This is a genomic window from Dermacoccus sp. Tok2021 (assembly GCF_019895135.1).
Lineage (GTDB): Bacteria > Actinomycetota > Actinomycetes > Actinomycetales > Dermatophilaceae > Dermacoccus > Dermacoccus abyssi.
The window spans coordinates 16,090-32,354 of sequence record NZ_JAGTHU010000016.1; the positions used below are offsets into that span (position 1 = coordinate 16,090).

The 16,265-nt window shown below is 68.3% G+C and carries 19 protein-coding genes; 9 read left to right on the forward strand and 10 right to left on the reverse strand.

Annotation, left to right across the window (positions count from 1 at the left end; all coding sequences use genetic code 11):
- Positions 1–92 precede the first annotated feature (92 nt).
- Both K9D12_RS10195 and K9D12_RS10200 read left to right on the forward strand, forming a co-directional pair.
- Complete coding sequence (locus K9D12_RS10195) at positions 93–452, forward strand: ArsC/Spx/MgsR family protein (RefSeq protein WP_223060143.1); 360 nt, start codon at positions 93–95, stop codon at positions 450–452.
- Between the two features lie 36 nt (positions 453–488).
- Entirely contained in the window at positions 489–932 is a 444-nt protein-coding gene (locus K9D12_RS10200; protein ID WP_047310757.1) for a YccF domain-containing protein, read from the forward strand.
- Positions 933–938: 6 nt separating this feature from the next.
- On the opposite strand, the gene K9D12_RS10205 is transcribed toward K9D12_RS10200, so the two are convergent.
- The gene (locus tag K9D12_RS10205; RefSeq protein WP_223060144.1) at positions 939–1,178 is read right to left on the reverse strand and encodes a hypothetical protein; all 240 of its coding nucleotides are present in this window, start codon (positions 1,176–1,178) and stop codon (positions 939–941) included.
- 146 nt (positions 1,179–1,324) lie between these two features.
- On the reverse strand, positions 1,325–1,951 hold the full coding sequence (locus tag K9D12_RS10210) for a maleylpyruvate isomerase family mycothiol-dependent enzyme (protein ID WP_187036444.1): 627 nt from the start codon (positions 1,949–1,951) through the stop codon (positions 1,325–1,327).
- 321 nt (positions 1,952–2,272) lie between these two features.
- Between K9D12_RS10210 and K9D12_RS10215 the strand changes: the two genes are divergently transcribed.
- From K9D12_RS10215 to K9D12_RS10225, 3 genes are read left to right on the forward strand one after another with little or no spacing between them, the layout of a single operon-like run.
- Positions 2,273–2,584, forward strand: a complete 312-nt coding sequence (locus K9D12_RS10215; RefSeq protein WP_223060145.1) for a hypothetical protein — start codon at positions 2,273–2,275, stop codon at positions 2,582–2,584.
- Positions 2,585–2,914 carry a hypothetical protein gene (locus K9D12_RS10220; protein WP_223060146.1) on the forward strand — a complete coding sequence of 110 codons (330 nt, stop codon included), beginning with the start codon at positions 2,585–2,587 and terminating at the stop codon, positions 2,912–2,914.
- Between the two features lie 44 nt (positions 2,915–2,958).
- Complete coding sequence (locus tag K9D12_RS10225; protein ID WP_223060147.1) at positions 2,959–3,630, forward strand: hypothetical protein; 672 nt, start codon at positions 2,959–2,961, stop codon at positions 3,628–3,630.
- Between the two features lie 58 nt (positions 3,631–3,688).
- Here K9D12_RS10225 and K9D12_RS10230 read toward each other — a convergent pair whose 3' ends face one another.
- A complete protein-coding gene (locus K9D12_RS10230) occupies positions 3,689–5,275 on the reverse strand; it encodes an APC family permease (RefSeq protein WP_187036437.1) in 1,587 nt (528 codons plus the stop codon).
- A gap of 316 nt (positions 5,276–5,591) precedes the next feature.
- On the opposite strand from K9D12_RS10230, the gene K9D12_RS10235 reads away from it, so the two are divergent.
- From K9D12_RS10235 to K9D12_RS10250, 4 genes are all read left to right on the forward strand, one after another.
- On the forward strand, positions 5,592–7,070 hold the full coding sequence (locus K9D12_RS10235) for an aldehyde dehydrogenase (protein ID WP_129666070.1): 1,479 nt from the start codon (positions 5,592–5,594) through the stop codon (positions 7,068–7,070).
- Positions 7,071–7,141: 71 nt separating this feature from the next.
- Entirely contained in the window at positions 7,142–8,128 is a 987-nt protein-coding gene (locus tag K9D12_RS10240; protein ID WP_047310750.1) for a catechol 1,2-dioxygenase, read from the forward strand.
- Between the two features lie 29 nt (positions 8,129–8,157).
- On the forward strand, positions 8,158–9,018 hold the full coding sequence (locus K9D12_RS10245; RefSeq protein ID WP_223060148.1) for a fumarylacetoacetate hydrolase family protein: 861 nt from the start codon (positions 8,158–8,160) through the stop codon (positions 9,016–9,018).
- Positions 9,019–9,190: 172 nt separating this feature from the next.
- Positions 9,191–10,015 (forward strand): gamma-glutamyl-gamma-aminobutyrate hydrolase family protein, encoded by an 825-nt coding sequence (locus tag K9D12_RS10250; RefSeq protein WP_129666074.1) that lies wholly within the window; start codon positions 9,191–9,193, stop codon positions 10,013–10,015.
- 119 nt (positions 10,016–10,134) lie between these two features.
- Here K9D12_RS10250 and K9D12_RS10255 read toward each other — a convergent pair whose 3' ends face one another.
- The 7 genes from K9D12_RS10255 to K9D12_RS10285 all read right to left on the reverse strand — a co-directional run bounded on the left by K9D12_RS10255 (position 10,135) and on the right by K9D12_RS10285 (position 16,242).
- Positions 10,135–10,719 carry a GNAT family N-acetyltransferase gene (locus tag K9D12_RS10255; protein ID WP_129666076.1) on the reverse strand — a complete coding sequence of 195 codons (585 nt, stop codon included), beginning with the start codon at positions 10,717–10,719 and terminating at the stop codon, positions 10,135–10,137.
- 205 nt (positions 10,720–10,924) lie between these two features.
- The gene (locus K9D12_RS15305) at positions 10,925–11,290 is read right to left on the reverse strand and encodes a hypothetical protein (RefSeq protein ID WP_322613039.1); all 366 of its coding nucleotides are present in this window, start codon (positions 11,288–11,290) and stop codon (positions 10,925–10,927) included.
- 182 nt (positions 11,291–11,472) lie between these two features.
- The gene (locus K9D12_RS10265) at positions 11,473–12,573 is read right to left on the reverse strand and encodes a winged helix DNA-binding domain-containing protein (protein ID WP_223060149.1); all 1,101 of its coding nucleotides are present in this window, start codon (positions 12,571–12,573) and stop codon (positions 11,473–11,475) included.
- The gene (locus K9D12_RS10270) at positions 12,566–13,105 is read right to left on the reverse strand and encodes a MarR family winged helix-turn-helix transcriptional regulator (RefSeq protein ID WP_129666080.1); all 540 of its coding nucleotides are present in this window, start codon (positions 13,103–13,105) and stop codon (positions 12,566–12,568) included. Before K9D12_RS10270 ends, K9D12_RS10265 begins: the two co-directional genes overlap by 8 nt.
- Positions 13,106–13,231: 126 nt before the next feature.
- A complete protein-coding gene (locus K9D12_RS10275) occupies positions 13,232–13,627 on the reverse strand; it encodes a DUF779 domain-containing protein (protein WP_223060150.1) in 396 nt (131 codons plus the stop codon).
- Positions 13,627–14,670 carry an alcohol dehydrogenase AdhP gene (adhP, locus tag K9D12_RS10280; RefSeq protein ID WP_047310743.1) on the reverse strand — a complete coding sequence of 348 codons (1,044 nt, stop codon included), beginning with the start codon at positions 14,668–14,670 and terminating at the stop codon, positions 13,627–13,629. Before adhP ends, K9D12_RS10275 begins: the two co-directional genes overlap by 1 nt.
- A 48-nt stretch (positions 14,671–14,718) precedes the next feature.
- Positions 14,719–16,242: an aldehyde dehydrogenase family protein gene (locus K9D12_RS10285; RefSeq protein WP_223060151.1), complete on the reverse strand. Its 1,524-nt coding sequence runs from the start codon at positions 16,240–16,242 to the stop codon at positions 14,719–14,721.
- Between the last annotated feature and the right edge of the window lie 23 nt (positions 16,243–16,265).

Below are 16,265 nucleotides of genomic sequence, written 5' to 3' on the forward strand. Positions count from 1 at the left end.
TCCCCCCATGGTGTGTGGCCCCTCCGCCGCGCGGCATCGGGGGAATCGGCGTTCCCAGCGGGTTGTCGGTGGCGACGGGTAGCGTCAGGGGCATGGCTGAGACCACCGTTCTGCACAACCCGCGCTGCTCGACGTCACGCGCCGCCCTCGACGCGGCGCAGGAGGCGAACGTCGACGTCGAGGTCCTCCAGTACCTCAAGGAGCCCCTCACCCGTGAGGCCCTGCTCGAGTTGCTGGGCAAGCTCGAGGACGCACCCACTGACCTCGTGCGACGTGACGCCACGTTCAAGGAGCTGGGCCTCACCGACGCCGACGTCGCGGCGCCCGACCAGGTGGCCGGCCTCCTCGCGGAGCACCCGAAGCTCATGCAGCGCCCCGTGCTCGTGCGTGGCAACCGCGCCATCATCGGGCGCCCGAAAGACCGCGTGCCCGCGTTCCTCGCGGGCAACTGACTTCTCGCACTACTGATCACCACTGGGGGAGGCCGCGTGAAGACGCTGCTCAACATCATCTGGTTTGTGCTGGCCGGCTTCTGGCTGTGGATCGCGTACGCGGTCGCGGCTCTCGTCATGTGCATTCTCATCGTGACGATTCCGTTCGGCATCGCGTCGTTCCGCATCGCCAACTTCGCGGCCTGGCCCTTCGGCCGCACCTACATCGACAAGCCGACCGCCGGCGCGGCGTCGATGATCGGCAACGTCATCTGGTTCGTGTTCGCCGGCCTGTGGATCGCGCTCGCGCACATCGGCACGGCCATCGCGCTCGCGGTGACGATCATCGGTATCCCCTTGGCGTGGGCGAACCTCAAGATGATCCCGCTCGCGCTGTTCCCCCTGGGCAAGGAGATCGTGCCGGAGGGTGCCCTCGCTCCGCCCCGGTACACACCGCCGCAGGCCTACGGCCAGGGCGGCCCGCCACTTTCGCGCTACTGAGTGGCCTCACGTGTAGGGGTAGGGCTTGGGCGTTCCGTCGTCGTCAATGCCGTAGCCGCTGCGAGGGCTTTCCTTCGGTTCGTCGAAACTCACCCAGCGGCGCAGCAGGCCGGGCACGAGGAAAACCACCCACGCGATCTCCCACGCGTGGAAGGCGAAGCCGAGCACGAAGAACGTGATGAGCGCCAGGGTGCCGGAGACTGCGAGCAACTTGTGCGCGGTGGTCATGGGCTGGTTGGTCTTCATGTCTTCACTCTTCCCCCGTGGTGGTCGCGCAGCCCGGGGTTGGTGTCACGAACGCCCCATGACATTCGTCAGGGGGATGACGAAGGGCGCCCGCCGCCGACACGAATGTCGGAGACGAGCGCCCTGCGTTCGTGAGCGGCGCCGCGTTACTTCGTGAGGCGGGCGCGGTACTCGGGCAGGCCGTCGCCGGCGAGGTCGTCAAGGTACTCGGCGCGGCCCGTCATCGTCATGATGAGCGCGAGCAACGGGCCCTGGACGATCTCACCCTTGCCGTGATCCCACTTCTGGTCCGTGGCCATGAGGTGCAGGCCGTCGATGCGCTTCTTCACACCGAGGCCACTCGAATCCTTGTAGTAGTCGCCGAGCTCACGCAGCGTCTCGAGCGGGTACTCGCGGGTGAGCCCGAGCGGACGGCGGATGTCTTCGGCGTGCACGAGCGTGTCACCCAGCATCGCTTCGCCGCTCAGCGGGGCGGTGCGCTCGTGGAGCACGGCCTTGAACGCGGCGAGCGTCTCGGCGGGCGTGCCCTTCGAGTACTCGGCCACGCCGGCGTCGGTGACGGCCTGGAAGTCGCCCTTGTGCTTGAGCACGAGCTTGGCGACGTCGGCCTTCGACGTCGAGGCGCCGGAAGCGAGGTGGGCGACGACGTCCTGGATCGTCCAGCCCTCGCACAGCGACGGGCTGCGCCACTGCTCGTCGGAGAGCTGCTCCAGCTCGGCGAGGAGAGCCTCGCGCTCGTCGTGGATCTTCGTCCACACCATCTCGTGCGACATGACGTTGCCTTTCGTCGGGGCCGAATCTTGGCTCCAGTCTGCCGAAACGGCGAGCGATCGGCCATCCGGGCGCGTGAATCTGCTCACAGCGCCACGGCTGTTCGCGCGGGAAGTCACTCGATGGTGAACCTGCGATGAACGCGTCGTGACTGCTCGGAGGCGCCCTCCTCGACGCGGGATGAAAGCCCATCGCTCTCCGATCAAGTGTGAGAGTCCTCACGAAAAAACCGTGGAAACTCGGCCGATCCCTTCTTGTGCGGTCGTCCATGTTCGAGCGCCTCGGTCGTCTCGCGGTCGGGGATTCATCGTGAGGAGGAGCACATGCACGTCCGTTCATCGGGCCGCACCACGGCCGCTGCGGCCACCGTCGCCGTCGCCTTCGCAGGCATCGGCGCCGGCGCCACGGCGTCCGCCGAGCCGCAGGTCCGCCACGTCACGCAGCACGAGACGATCGACCTGTCGAACTCGAGCGTCTACTCCGACGCGCCGGTTCCGGGCTCGCTCACGGCGGGCCAGTTCACCGTCGCAAATGAGAGCGCCTCCTCGCTGCCCAAGGGTTACTCGGTACAGGTCGGATGGCAGGTCGCGAAGAACCCGGCCAACGAGGGTGGCCGCAAGGGCTACCAGTCGTAGGTGAGCACGACGGCCACCCCGTCGCTCGCCTCGTCGTCGGTGGAGTACGCCGGCGCGACGAACGCGTCGGCCGGTAAGAACGGCGTCGCCAACGTCGAGCTGACGAAGACCCTCGCCCCGGGCCAGGGCATCTGCGGCACCTGGTCGGGCGCCCCGATCTCCGCCGACGGCGAACGTTCCGCGACGATGCGCTACCGCGTCTCCGTCACGGCGCCGTCGCGCACGATGACGTACACGAGCCGCGCCAACACGTCGGCGGGCGAGCTCGTCGAGATCGAGCACGTCGTCACGATCAAGGGCGGCACCTTCACCTACGACGCCGACCTCTGATCCGCCCACCCCGCACTTCGACCCCACGACACGAGGTAGGAACCATGACGACCATCAAGCGCACCCTCGCGACGTTCGCCGCGGCCGCCACCGTCGCCACCGGCTTCGCCGCGGCCCCGGCGCAGGCTGACGCGTCGACCGAGAACGTCGACATCTGGCACATCAAGAACGCCGGCCCGATCAAGCCCAACGCCTCCAACCCGAACCCGGTCTGCAACCCCTGGTCGCAGTACCGCACGCACATCACGAGCGTGAAGACGTCGTTCACGCCGATGGGCGCCGTGCAGACGACGAACGACTCGGACTCGAGCGTGCCGCTCACGCAGACGTTGTCGTCCACCCAGACGCTGACGATGAAGATCGACGGCGACTTCGGCCGCTCCTTCACCGCGGGCCTCACGGGCTCGGGCAGCAAGGACGGCATTACCGGCGGCGGCAACCTCGCCGCGACGTGGACCCAGGCCATCAAGCCCGGCTTCTCCTACGAGGCGTCGTGGACGACCGGTCAGGAGATCGGCCCCTACGACATCAAGCCCGGCATGGTCGGACGCGCGACGTACGGCTTCAACACCGTCACGTTCAAGGGCACGCAGCAGTACTGCAAGCTCAACGGCACGTGGAGCCAGCCGACGCCCCTGTCGGGCACGGCCCCCGTCGCCAAGGACGTTCACATTGAGCAGTACAAGATCGGTTCGCTGCCGAAGAACCGCTACTGACGCACACACCCGTGCCCGGGCCGATGATCGGCCCGGGCACGGGTGTGTGCGAACGACGTCAGTGGTGGTCGGGAACGAGCTCGTCGACCCGGTCCTTGCCCATGAGGGCCCAACGCTCGGGGTCGCGCTTCTTGAGCGCCGCCGCCGAGATGATGCCGACGACGACCGCCACGAGGATGAGGCCCGGCAACACCCAGCGAAGAGGGCTCTCCGGGTTGCCGATGAGGTTGCCGAACTGGGAGGTGGCGTACACGGCGACCGCGCCCATGAAGACCGCGGAGAGCGCGGGGGCCACGGCCGTCCGCCACATTCCGCCGGCTCCGGTTCCTGCGGTGGCGACGTCCGCCGTCACGGCCTCGTCGACCGCGGCCTTGCGGCGCTCGCCGCGGTAGCGCGCGAAGAACGCGACGACGGCGACGGACGCGAGCGACATGAGGAACAGAATGGCGAGCGTGCCGAGCTGCGTCAGCCAGGTGAAGAGGTTGAGCACCGGATCCTGACCCGTCACCGTGAAGAGCAGCAGGACGACGGCGGCGAGGGCCGTCTGGCTCATCGAGCCCATGTGGGGCGACAGGTGCAGCGCGTGCGTGTGGCCGAGCTTGCGCGGCACGAGCCCCTCACGCCCGAGGGCGTAGAGGTAGCGGGCCACCGCGTTGTGGAAGGCGAGCAGGGCCGCGAACACCGACGTCGCGAACAGCAGCGACATGACCTGCGTGGCCGTTGAGCCGAGGTAGGTACCGCCGAGCTCGAAGAGGAAGACGGTGGGGTCGGGCTTGAGTTCGCCGAGGTGCGACACGAGCGTCGAGGGGCCCTGGGCGCTCACCATGAGCCACGTCGTGATCGAGTAGAAGACGCCGATGACGATGACGGCGAGGTAGGTCGCGCGGGGCACCGTGCGGCGCGGGTCCTTCGCCTCCTCGGAGTAGATCGTCGTCGACTCGAAGCCGATGTAGCTGGCGGAGTTGAACAGCAGTGCGATGGCGAGCGAACCGCTCGTCAGGGCGCCGAAGCTGAAGGGCTCCATCGACAGGTTCGAGGCGAAGCCGCCGGTGCCTCCGTTGCCGCCCTTGCCGACGATCGCGACGTCGAGCAGGAGCACGATGAGGAACTCGAGGGCGACGAGGATGCCGAGCACCTTGACCGAGAGGTCGACCTGGCGGTAGCCGAGGACGCCGATGATCGCCCAGGCGACGAACGAGCACGCCCACCACGGCGGGTTGAACCCGAGGGTCTCCGCGCAGAAGCTCGCGGCGGCGGCGCCGAAGAGTCCGTAGAGGCCGATCTGCATCGAGTTGTAGCCGAGCAGCGCGATCCACGCGGCCGCGCCACCGGCGGGCTGCTTGAGGCCACGCGCGACGTACGCGTAGAAGGCGCCCGTGCTCGTGTGGTGGCGTGCCATGGCCGTGTACCCGACGGCGAAGAGGAGCAGCAGGGCGCTGACGATGAGGTAGGCGAACGGTATGCCGGGGCCGTTGCCGAGCAGCATCGCGACGGGGGCTCCGCCGGCCATGGCGGTCAGAGGTGCCGCCGCCGAAACGACGATGAATGCGATGGCGACCGAGCCGAGTCGGCCGCTGCGCAGCCTGTGTTCGTCGCCGGACGTCGCGCGCTCGCGTGCGTCGTCGTGAAGTGGTGCGCTGCTCATGGCATCGCCTTTCGCCAGGGGGTTGCGTGGGGAGGCGCCCCGGCCCGTGACGCCGCGTGTCGCGGGCCGGGGTGTTACGCACGTTCACTTCGAGTCACCCCACTCGTTCGGGAGCGAACGATCTGCGTGAGGCTCACGGTAGCGCACGGTGTGACCTGGGCCACAGCATTTCGTCGGAAAATTTCCGAAGCGTCCTTTCGACGCTCTCCGCGGGGTCTCGACGCGCTTCCAAAAGCCTCGGCCGTCAGATACGTTTGGGCCCGAACGATTGCTACTGTGACTCGTGTCACCACCCACGCGAACGGCGAGGAGCGTCATGGCGAACCCGGAGAAGATCACCGTCGAGGGTGTCGAGGTCGACACCCGGCACTGGATCGGCGGCGAGCGCGTCGCGAGCGCCGACGGCGCCACGTTCACCACCGTCTCGCCGATCGACGAGTCGGTCATCGGTGAGGTCAGTGCCGCCGGTGAGGCCGAGGTCGACGCCGCGGTCGCCGCAGCTCGCAAGGCGTTCCCCGCCTGGTCGAAGACGAGCCCCGCCGAGCGCGCCGCCGTCCTGCGCAAGGTTGCCGAGGGCATCGAGGCCCGCGTCGAGGAGCTGGGCAAGGTCGAGACGCGTGACAACGGCGCGCTGCTTCGCAGCCACCTGCGTGGCGTCATGCCGCGTGTGGCGATGAACTTCCGCTTCTTCGCGGACTACCTCGAGAAGGATCTCGAGCACCCCGACATGGAGGTCGCCGGGCGCGGCCACCGCGAGCGCATCACGTACGACCCCGCGGGTGTCGTCGCCATCATCACGCCGTGGAACGCGCCCCTCATGCTGGCCACGTGGCGCATCGGCCCGGCGCTCGCCGCGGGTAACTGCGTCGTCCTCAAGCCGCCGGAGTGGGCGCCGCTCACGGCGTCGCTGCTCGCTGACATCGCCCACGAAGCAGGCCTTCCGGCCGGCGTGTTCAACGTCGTCCAGGGCACTGGTGTGGACGCCGGCGCGCCGCTGACGCGTCACCCGGACATCAACCGCCTGTGCTTCACGGGCTCGGTGCCGACGGCGGGCGTCATCGCCGCCGCTGCCGCGCCGAACATCGTGCCGCTCAGCTTCGAACTCGGCGGCAAGTCGCCGTTGCTCGTGCTCGCTGACGCCGACATGGACACGGCCGTCGACATCGCCGTCGAGCAGTTCGACAACGCCGGCCAGGTCTGCCTCAAGGGCTCGCGCATCCTCGTCGACGAGGCCATCGCCGAGGAGTTCACGAAGCGCGTGGTCGAGAAGTCGAAGACGCTCAAGCAGGGCGACCCGCGCGACCTCGAGACCGATGTCTCGGCGCTCATCACGCGCAAGCACTTCGAGACGATCGACGGCTTCGTCGAGCGCGCCAAGGCCGACGGCGCCACGGTGCTCACCGGCGGCGGCCCCAACACGGAACTCGGCGGCCTCTTCTACGAGCCGACGATCCTCGCCGACTGCCCGGAGGGCTCGGAGATCCTCACCGAGGAGGTCTTCGGCCCGGTGCTCACGATCGAGACGTTCTCCGGTGACGACGAGGGCGTCGCCAAGGCGAACGACACACGCTTCGGGCTCGCCGCCACGCTCGTCACGTCCGACCCGGAGCGTGCCGAGAAGGTCTCCGCGCAGCTTCGCGCGGGCACCGTCTGGGTCAACTGCTTCTTCGTGCGTGACCTGGGCGCGCCGTTCGGCGGCAGTGGCCAGTCCGGCATCGGGCGCGAGGGTGGCATCTGGAGCTTCGACTTCTACTGCGACGTGAAGAACTCCGTCTTCGCGCCCGCATCGAACTGACACGACGAAACGCCCGCACACGGCTGACGACGGACGTCGTCACCGGCGGCGGGGCAGAGAGGAATGGGCCGATGGGTGAGGTAGTCGGCGCGGGATTGCTCGCGCACGTTCCGACGATCATGCTGCCGGAGGAGATCCGCCGCAGCCTGAACCACGGTGAGGACTCGACGCTCGTCGCCGGGCTCGAGCAGTTGCGCAAGGAGGTCTTCGAGACGCTCGACTACGACACCGTCGTCGTGCTCGACAGCCACTGGGCAACCACCGTCGAGTTCGTCGTCACGGCGCAGGACCGCCGCTCGGGGCTGTTCACGTCGGAGGAGTTGCCGCGCGGCATGACGCGCCGTCACTACGACTTCCCGGGCGACCCGGAACTCGCGCACCTCATCGCGAGCAAGGCCGACGAGCACGGCACGTGGATCACCGCGATCGACGACCACTCGCTGCCGATCTTCTACGCGACGACGAACATGTGGGAGTACCTCGGCAAGGGGCTCGACGACAAGCGCTGGATCTCCATCGGCGTGTGCCAGACGGCCGACATGGAGGACAACCTGCGCCTCGGGCGTGCGCTCGGCGACGCCATTCGTGAGAGCGACCGCAAGGTGCTGCTCATCGCGAGCGGCGCGCTCAGCCACACGTTCCACCCGCTGCGCAAGCTGCGCGACCACGAGGCTGCCGACCCGAAGCACATCTTCTCTCAGGAGGCCTACCAGGCCGATCTGCAGCGGATGGAGTGGTTCGGCCAGGGCGACCACGCCCGCGTGCTCGACACGATGGACGAGTTCTACCGCTACAAGCCCGAGGCCCGCTTCGGGCACTACCTCATGATGATCGGCGCCCTCGGCGAGGGCGACTGTACCGCCACGTCGCGCCAGTACGGCGAGTACGAGAACTCGGTGGGCACCGGGCAGGTGCACCTGTGGTTCGACCAGCCCGACGGCGGCTTCCCGGCGCCGCGCCGCACCGACATCGACGACGACGTCAAGCGTCAGAAGGCTGCCGCAGCCGCTGAGGAAGCCGGACCCGAGCACATCCCCGACCTGCCCGCCGCCGGCTGACCACCCGAGAACTTCGAGGAGTAATCACCATGGCCACCAAGGAAATCCGTCGCATCCTGCTCGACGGCAACCCCGTCGACGTCGTCGTCGAGGGGGACGAGCTCGTTGCCGGTGACGGCCGCCGCATCGCCATCGCCGACGCCACGCACCTGCCGCCGGTGACGCCGAGCAAGATCGTCTGCGTCCACCTCAACTACCGCAGCCGCGTCGAGGAAATGATGACGTCGCTGCCGAAGGCGCCCACCTACTTCCACAAGCCGGTCTCCGCGCTCAACACGCACGAGGGTGCTGTCGTGCGACCCGAGGGCTGCAAGTGGCTCAACTACGAAGGCGAGATCGCCATCGTCATCGGCAAGACGTGCCGCAATATCTCGCCCGAGGAAGCCGGGGACTACATCCGCGGCTACACCGTGGCCAACGACTACGGCCTGCACGACTTCCGTGACACCGACTCCGGTTCGATGCTGCGCGTCAAGGGCGCCGACACGCTCTGTCCGGTCGGCCCGGGCATCGTCGAGGGGTGGGACTTCCGCGGCAAGCGCATCCGCACCATCGTCAACGGCGAGGTGAAGCAGGACGGCACGACCGACGAGATGGAGTGGGACATGCACTACCTCGTCGCCGACATCGCCCGCACCATCACTCTGCAGCCGGGCGACCTGCTGCTCTCGGGCACGCCCGCGATCTCGCGCACGGTGTACCCGGGTGACGTCGTCGAGGTCGAGGTCGAGGGTCTCGGCACGCTGCGCAATCACATCGTCACGGGCCCGACGCCGATCCGCACCGACGTCGGCGCTCAGGTGACCGAGTCCGAGGAAGTTCTCTCCACCGCCCAGGGTGGCGACTGGGAGTTCCGCGGCATCCGCAAGCCGAAGCCGCCGCAGCCCTGATCGTTCGGGCCGGGGCGCTTGCCCCGGCCCGCTCAGGTTTCGGCTTCAGGGTGCGACGAAGCGTCGTGGCGCCATCGCACCTGAACCGCCCTGATTGAGGTGCCGAATCGTCATGGAGCCGGTTCGGTACCTTGAGCCGGGGCTCGATGTGATCGTCAACGAAGGAGGGGCCATGGGTCGGCCCATCATCGCCATCCCGGCGCGGTTCTCGGCGTCGGCATCGGCGCTGCGGTTCGGCGCCGACGTGACGGCGCGCAGGCTGCTCGACGCCGTGTGGGCAGCGGGTGGCGAGCCGGTCGTCATCCACCCGGTGGCGCCCGTCGGCCACGACATACCGGCCGACCGGCGCATCGACCCATCGCGTGGATTCAGTGCGTTGACACAGGATTTCGTCGACGAGGTCGCCGAGCGTGTGGCCTTTGCCGACGGCATTCTGCTGCCCGGTGGCGGTGACGTGTCGCCGGTCTGGACCGGCGATGCCCTGCATGAGACGCACTACGACGTCGACGTTGAGCAGGACGCGTTCGACTTCGCCCTGGCACGCGTCGTCATCGAGCGCGGTGTGCCGGCGCTCGCGATCTGCCGCGGCATGCAGCTGCTCAACGTGGCCCTCGGCGGCACGCTGCACTTCGACATGGACGACGAACTCTCCGTCGAGGCGCACCGTCACCGGGTCGAGGGCGTCGAGGTGGACGCCGATTCGCGCCTGGCGGGAGTACTCGGCGTGCCGCAGGTGCGCGCCAGCTGCTACCACCACCAGTGCCTCAAGGACGTGGCGCCCGGATGGCGCGTCGTGGCGCGGTCGTCGGACGGCGTCACCGAGGCGGTGGAGCTGGACGGTGCCGCTGCGGGTGAGGGTGCGAGCGGTGCGGCCACCATTGCGGGCGGCGCGAGCGTTGTCGCGGTGCAGTGGCACCCGGAGGACACCTTCGACACCGACCCGCAGCAGGCGAAGCTCTTCGCCGACCTCGTCGAACGGGCGCGTCAGCGCGCTTAGGCGGTTCCTGCTCGGCGCCCTCTCAGCGCTTGGGCAGACTTCCCTGCGGTTGGGCAGTGTGTGCCTCTACCCAGCCGCAGGAAACTCTGCCCAGCGACGGCGACGTCGACGGGGTGTCGTCAGGCCGGTCCGCCCGACGAGCGCCACGCGCCGAGCGGCTCGTCGGGGTAGTCCATCTCGTCGACGCTCTCGTCGGTGAGCGTGAACCCGCGCTTCTCGTAGTTGGGCAGCGCTGCGGGGCCGTCGAGGTCGCACGTGTGAACCCAGACGCGCGACGTCGCAGGCAGGTCGTCGTGGCGCTCGCCGAGGCTCCACGCCGAGGCGATGCCGTGCTCGAGCAGCGCCCGGCCGATGCCGCGTCCGATCGCTTCCTCGACGAGGCCGAAATAACGAATCTCCACCGATGCCGGGTGTTGATCGTCCTTCGTCGGCTGGATCTGCACGTACCCCGCGGGGGCGCCGTCGGCGTAGGCCACCCACGTCTCCGTTCCGGGAACGCCGAGATCCTCGAGCCACTGCTCGCGTGACCAGGCGAGGCGGTCGGTCCACGTCCACGGTCCGCCGACGACGGCGTAGAGGTAGCGCGCAAACTCCGGGGTGATGTTCTCGGCGAGGTCGATGCGCACGCCGTCGGGCAGCGTCGCGGCCAGTTCGGGGCGCGTCGTCATCTCGAGCGTCCAGGTCGTGACGGTGCGTGCGGGCATGGTGACCTCCGGCCGGTGCGTGCGTTGTTCTCGCAGCCTACGAGTCGGCACCGACCGGGAGCACGGCGGCATCGTCACGTCACGCCGCTGGGCACAGTTTGCTGCCCTTGGGCCGAGGCGGTGGCTACCCAACCGCAGGGAAGTCTGCCCATCCATGAGGGGCGCAGCCGATAGGGACGGGAACGCCTCCCGTCCCCACCGCAGGTCACGCCGTCGCGGGAGTCATGACGCGGGGCGTTTCGATGGCGCGGGCCACATCCAGCGCGGTCTGCCAGAGGAGTCCGTCGATCGAGGTGACGCCGAGCGCCCGGCGGATCTGCTCGGCCGCGGCGTCCGTCGTCAGCCAGCGGTACTTCACGGCGTAGACGAGAGCGACCGACGGCGTGCGGTGGTGAGCGTGGACGCAGTGCAGCAGCGCGCTGAGTCCCTGGGAGCGCAGCTCAGCGACGACGTCGGCCGCGTCGATGAGGGTGGCGGCGAGGTCTTTGCGCGAGTAGATCGGCTCGTCGGCCCGGCATACCTGGCAGTGGTGCATCGACTCGGTACCGATGTCCCCGGGCGTGGAGGGCACGGCGGAGGCTCATCTCTGGTGACGTGTCACGGCGGCGCTGCCCGCGCATGCGCCGCGAGACCATGGCGTCGGCCGGAACGGGTTTCACCCGACTGAAGTTACCCATCTGCCCCCGGTTTGCGCAGTACCTGGGGACGGCATCGAGGCAAGCTGTGCGCTTGTCCCGGCCCGCCCGGTCAGCGTCACGCCCCGAGGTAGGGGAACTGGGCGTGCAGACGTTCAGCGTCGTGGGCCACGTCGGGGGGCAAGGTGTCGAAGCCGACGACGTCAAGCGCTCGTCGGCCGGGACGCCCGCCGCGACGCCAGGTGCCGACGATGGTGCCCGCGTGCATGATGCCGCGCTGGAAGACGCCGTTGTTGCCGGGCACGAGTCGCGGATGGTGTGCCTCTTCGAGCAGGGCCAGCCGGTCGGGGTAGCCGAGCACGATCTCGTCGAAGCCGGGCAGGAGGAACAGCCCGTCGGCGGCGTCCCCCGCGGCGTCCACCTCGTCGTCGAGTGTCTGACGCCAGTAACGGCCCTCATCGGAGTCGTCGCCGACGAACTCGTCTGCGATCGTGGCGAAAGCGCGGCGAATCTTCGTGATGGGCAGCTTGGTCCACCAGGCGAAGTCGCGCAGCGTGGCGGGGCCGTGGCTCGTGAGGTATCGGCGCAGCAGTTCGGCGATGGCGGCGGTTTCGTCACCGTTGAAGCGTTCCCCGAGCGACGACCCGGCGGGCAGCCAAGCCTGAGCTGACACGACGTTGTTGTCCGAACCGTTCCACGGCCCGTACACGGCAACGCCGGTCGCGATGAGGTACGACAGCATGTGGTAGCCGCGGCCGCCGGCGGGGGCGAGGCCCGCCGCCTCCCAGTGGGCGAAGAGGTCGCCGCGCGACAGCCCGCGCGGCGAGGCGGTGCACTGCGTCAGGAGAATCTCCTGCGCCCGCGCGATCTGCTCGTCGTCCAGCTCCAACTGGGCGCGGCGCCTCACCTGGGCTTTGACGGCCGGTCCCGCGCAGAGCTCAGTCATCCATCGGACGTCCTCGGCGGCCACGGCGAAGACAGTGCCACGCATCGGATATCCGCGGACGACGGAGCCGTCGTCGAAGGCGGCCACGACGCCGTCGAGCCCGAAACGCCCACCCGGCTCGCTCAACCGCAGCGCAATGGACGCCATGACGCCCGGCAGGTCCTGCCCCTGCATGGCACCGAACGCAGCCACGGCGTCGTGGGGACTGCTGAAGGGCCGGGTCGCCAACCCTTGGGCCACGAGGCGGCGGCGGACCAGCGCGGAATCAACCATGAGTCACGCCTGACTCGGGCCTCGGGCCGTCGGCGCTCATGGACTCGGCCGTCGTGACGACCTTGCGCAGCGCCTTCGTCAGGACGTCGACTTCCTCGGGCGTGAGACCGGAGATGAGTTCTTCCTCGAGGGCGTTGAAGCGCGGGAAGAGCTCCTCCATGAGGGCCACGCCGGCCGGGGTGAGGCTCAGGTGGGCGAAGCGCTTGTCCGTGCTCGACTGGCTGCGCGTCAGCCAACCCCGCGCACTGAGCGTCTTGACGACCCCGCTCAGCGTCGCCTTCGAGATGCCGGCGCTGTCGGCGACCTCACGCGTCTCGGGGTTGTCGAAGATCCACACGCTCCACAGGACGACGAACCCGGTCCACGACAGGTCGTGCGGACGCAGAACGGTGTTCGTCATGTGATTGCGCGACGCGTTCGCCGCGCGGTGGATGCTCGAAACCGCATGCATCGCGTCAGCGTTGATGCTGACGGTGGCCAAGCGACCGGATACGGCGGCCTCGGTCTCGACGAGCGTGTGATGGCTTGGCATGCGGACAGATTAGCCGTCACGCCACGGCGATCTCCTCCTGGCACGGCCTCGCCCGACGCTCACACCGACAACGCCGAACGCGGAGGCCGTGGCGAACCACGGCCCCCGCGCTCGACGATCGAGCCGTCAGCCTCCGAGCACGTCCGAACGGATGAGGAAGCGCTTTCCGGTCGGGCTCTCCACGGAGAAGCCGCCACCGCGTCCGTCGACGACGTCAACGGTGAGGTGAGTGTGCTTCCACGTCTCGAACTGTTCGCGGCTCATCCAGAACTCCAGTTCCGCATCGTCACCCGCCACGTCCGGAAGGGTGAACGTGCCGAGCAGGACGTCGGCCTGACCCGTGCGGAACTGCCCTGCCGGATAGCACATCGGCGTCGACCCGTCACAACACCCGCCGGACTGGTGGAACATCAGACGACCGTGCTGGGCCACGAGCTGCTGCAGCAGAGCGACGGCGTCCGGCGTCAGGGCGACCCGGCTGACGCTCTCGCCGGCCACAGCGGCTCGTGACTCGAGGTTCATCACTTCTCCTCGCGCTCCGTCGTGTAGTCGATGACGACGCGCCCGTCGATCTTGCCGTGGTGCATCTCGTCGAACACCGCGTTGATGTCGTCGAGGTTCCGCTTGCTGAACGTCGGGTGGATGAGGCCTCGGGCATAGAAGTCGAGGGCCTCCACCATGTCCTGCCGGGTGCCGACGATCGATCCGCGGATCGTCAGGCCCTTGAGGACGACGTCGAAGATCGGCGCCGGGAAATCACCCGGGGGAAGGCCGTTGAACACGATGGTTCCCCCGCGGCGCGCCATTCCGATGGCCTGACCGAACGCCTTGGGGTGCACCGCCGTGACCAGCACACCGTGAGCGCCGCCGCCGGTGGCGTCGAGGACGGCCTGCGTCGGGTCCTCGACCGCGGCGTTCACCGTGACCTCCGCGCCGTGCTTCTTCGCGAGCTCCAGCTTGTCGTCGGCGACGTCCACGGCGACGATCCGCATCCCCATGGCCTTGGCGTACTGGACGGCGATGTGCCCAAGACCGCCGATGCCGGAGATGACGACCCACTGGCCGGGGCGCACCTCCGTGACCTTCAGCCCCTTGTAGACGGTGACACCGGCGCACAGCACGGGAGCGATCTCGTGGGGGTCCGCGCCGTCGGGGATACGGGCGGCGAACGTGGCGTCGACGAGCATGTACTGCCCGAACGAGCCGTTGACGCTGTACCCGCCGTTGGTCTGCTCCTCGCACAACGTCTCCCAGCCGTTGCGGCAGTGCTCGCACGTGCCGCACGCGGAGGCGAGCCAGGCGTTGCCCACCATGTCGCCGATGGCGAGTTCGGTGACGCCTTCGCCGAGTTTCTCGACGACGCCGACTCCCTCGTGGCCCGGGATGAACGGCGGTTCGGGCTTGACCGGCCAGTCACCGTCCTTGGCGTGCAGGTCGGTGTGGCACACCCCCGATGCGATGAGCTTGACCAGCGCCTGACCCGGCCCGGGTTCCGGCAGTTCCACATCCTTGACGTTCAGGTCTTCGCCGAAGACGTCCACGACTGCAGCTTGCATGGTGCTCATGACTCTTCCCTTCGTGTGGTTGCGATCTGATCCGTGATGCGGGTCGGCTCAGAAGAAGCCGAGCTTGTTCTCCGAGTAGGAGACGAGGAGGTTCTTCGTCTGCTGGTAGTGGTCGAGCATCATGAGGTGGTTCTCCCGCCCGATGCCGGAGCTCTTGTAGCCACCGAACGCCGCGTGCGCCGGGTAGTTGTGGTAGTTGTTCACCCACACGCGGCCGGCCTGGATGTCGCGGCCCGCGCGGTAGGCGGTGTTGCCGTTGCGCGACCACACGCCGGCGCCGAGGCCGTAAAGGGTGTCGTTCGCGATCTTCAGTGCCTCGTCGTACGTGCCGAACTTCGCCACGGACACGACCGGCCCGAAGATCTCCTCCTGGAAGATCCGCATGTTGTTCGTGCCCTCGAAGATGGTCGGCTCGACGTAGAAGCCGCCGCCCAGATCGCCGTCCAACTCGGCCTGCCGACCACCGGTGAGCACCTTCGCGCCTTCCTTCTGGCCGATGTCGAGGTAGGACAGGATCTTCTGCAACTGGTCGTTGGAGGCCTGCGCACCGATCATCGTCGAGTCGTCGAGCGGGTTACCGGCCTTGATCTTCTTCGTGCGCTCGACGACGTCGGCCATGAACTGGTCGTAGATCGACTCCTGGACGAGCGCGCGTGACGGGCAGGTGCACACCTCGCCCTGGTTGAGGGCGAAGAGGGTGAAGCCCTCCTGCGCCTTGTCGTAGAACGCGTCGTCCGCCTGCGCGATGTCCTCGAAGAAGATGTTGGGGCTCTTGCCGCCGAGCTCGAGCGTCACCGGGATGAGGTTCTCCGAGGCGTACTGCATGATGAGGCGCCCCGTCGTCGTCTCGCCGGTGAAGGCGATCTTGCGGATGCGCTTGTTCGACGCGAGCGGCGCGCCGGCCTCGACGCCGAAGCCGTTGACGATGTTGACGACGCCCTTGGGGATCAGGTCTTCGATGATCTCCATGAGCACGAGGATCGACGCGGGCGTCTGCTCCGCCGGCTTGAGGACGACGCAGTTACCTGCGGCCAGCGCCGGCGCGAGCTTCCACACGGCCATGAGGATGGGGAAGTTCCACGGGATGATCTGCCCGACGACGCCGAGCGGCTCGTGGAAGTGGTAAGCGACGGTGTCCTCGTCGATCTGCGAGAGGCTGCCTTCCTGCGCGCGGATGGCACCGGCGAAGTAGCGGAAGTGGTCGATCGCGAGGGGGATGTCGGCGTTGAGCGTCTCGCGCACCGGCTTGCCGTTGTCCCACGTCTCCGCGACGGCGATCTTCTCGAGGTTCTCCTCCATCCGGTCGGCGATCCGGTTGAGGATGAGTGCCCGCTCCGCGGGCGAGGTCTTGTTCCACGTCGGTGCCGCCGCCCATGCCGCGTCGAGGGCGGCCTCGATGTCCTCGGCAGTGCCGCGGCCCACCTCGCAGAACGTCTTGCCGGTGACCGGGGTGGGGTTCTCGAAGTACTGCCCCTTCTTCGGCGCGACCCATTCGCCGCCGATGAAGTGCTCGTAGCGCTTCTTGAACTCGACCTTGGAGCCCTCGGTTCCCGGGTTGGCGTAGACCGTCATCGCAGCTTCCTTTCCCTGAGCCC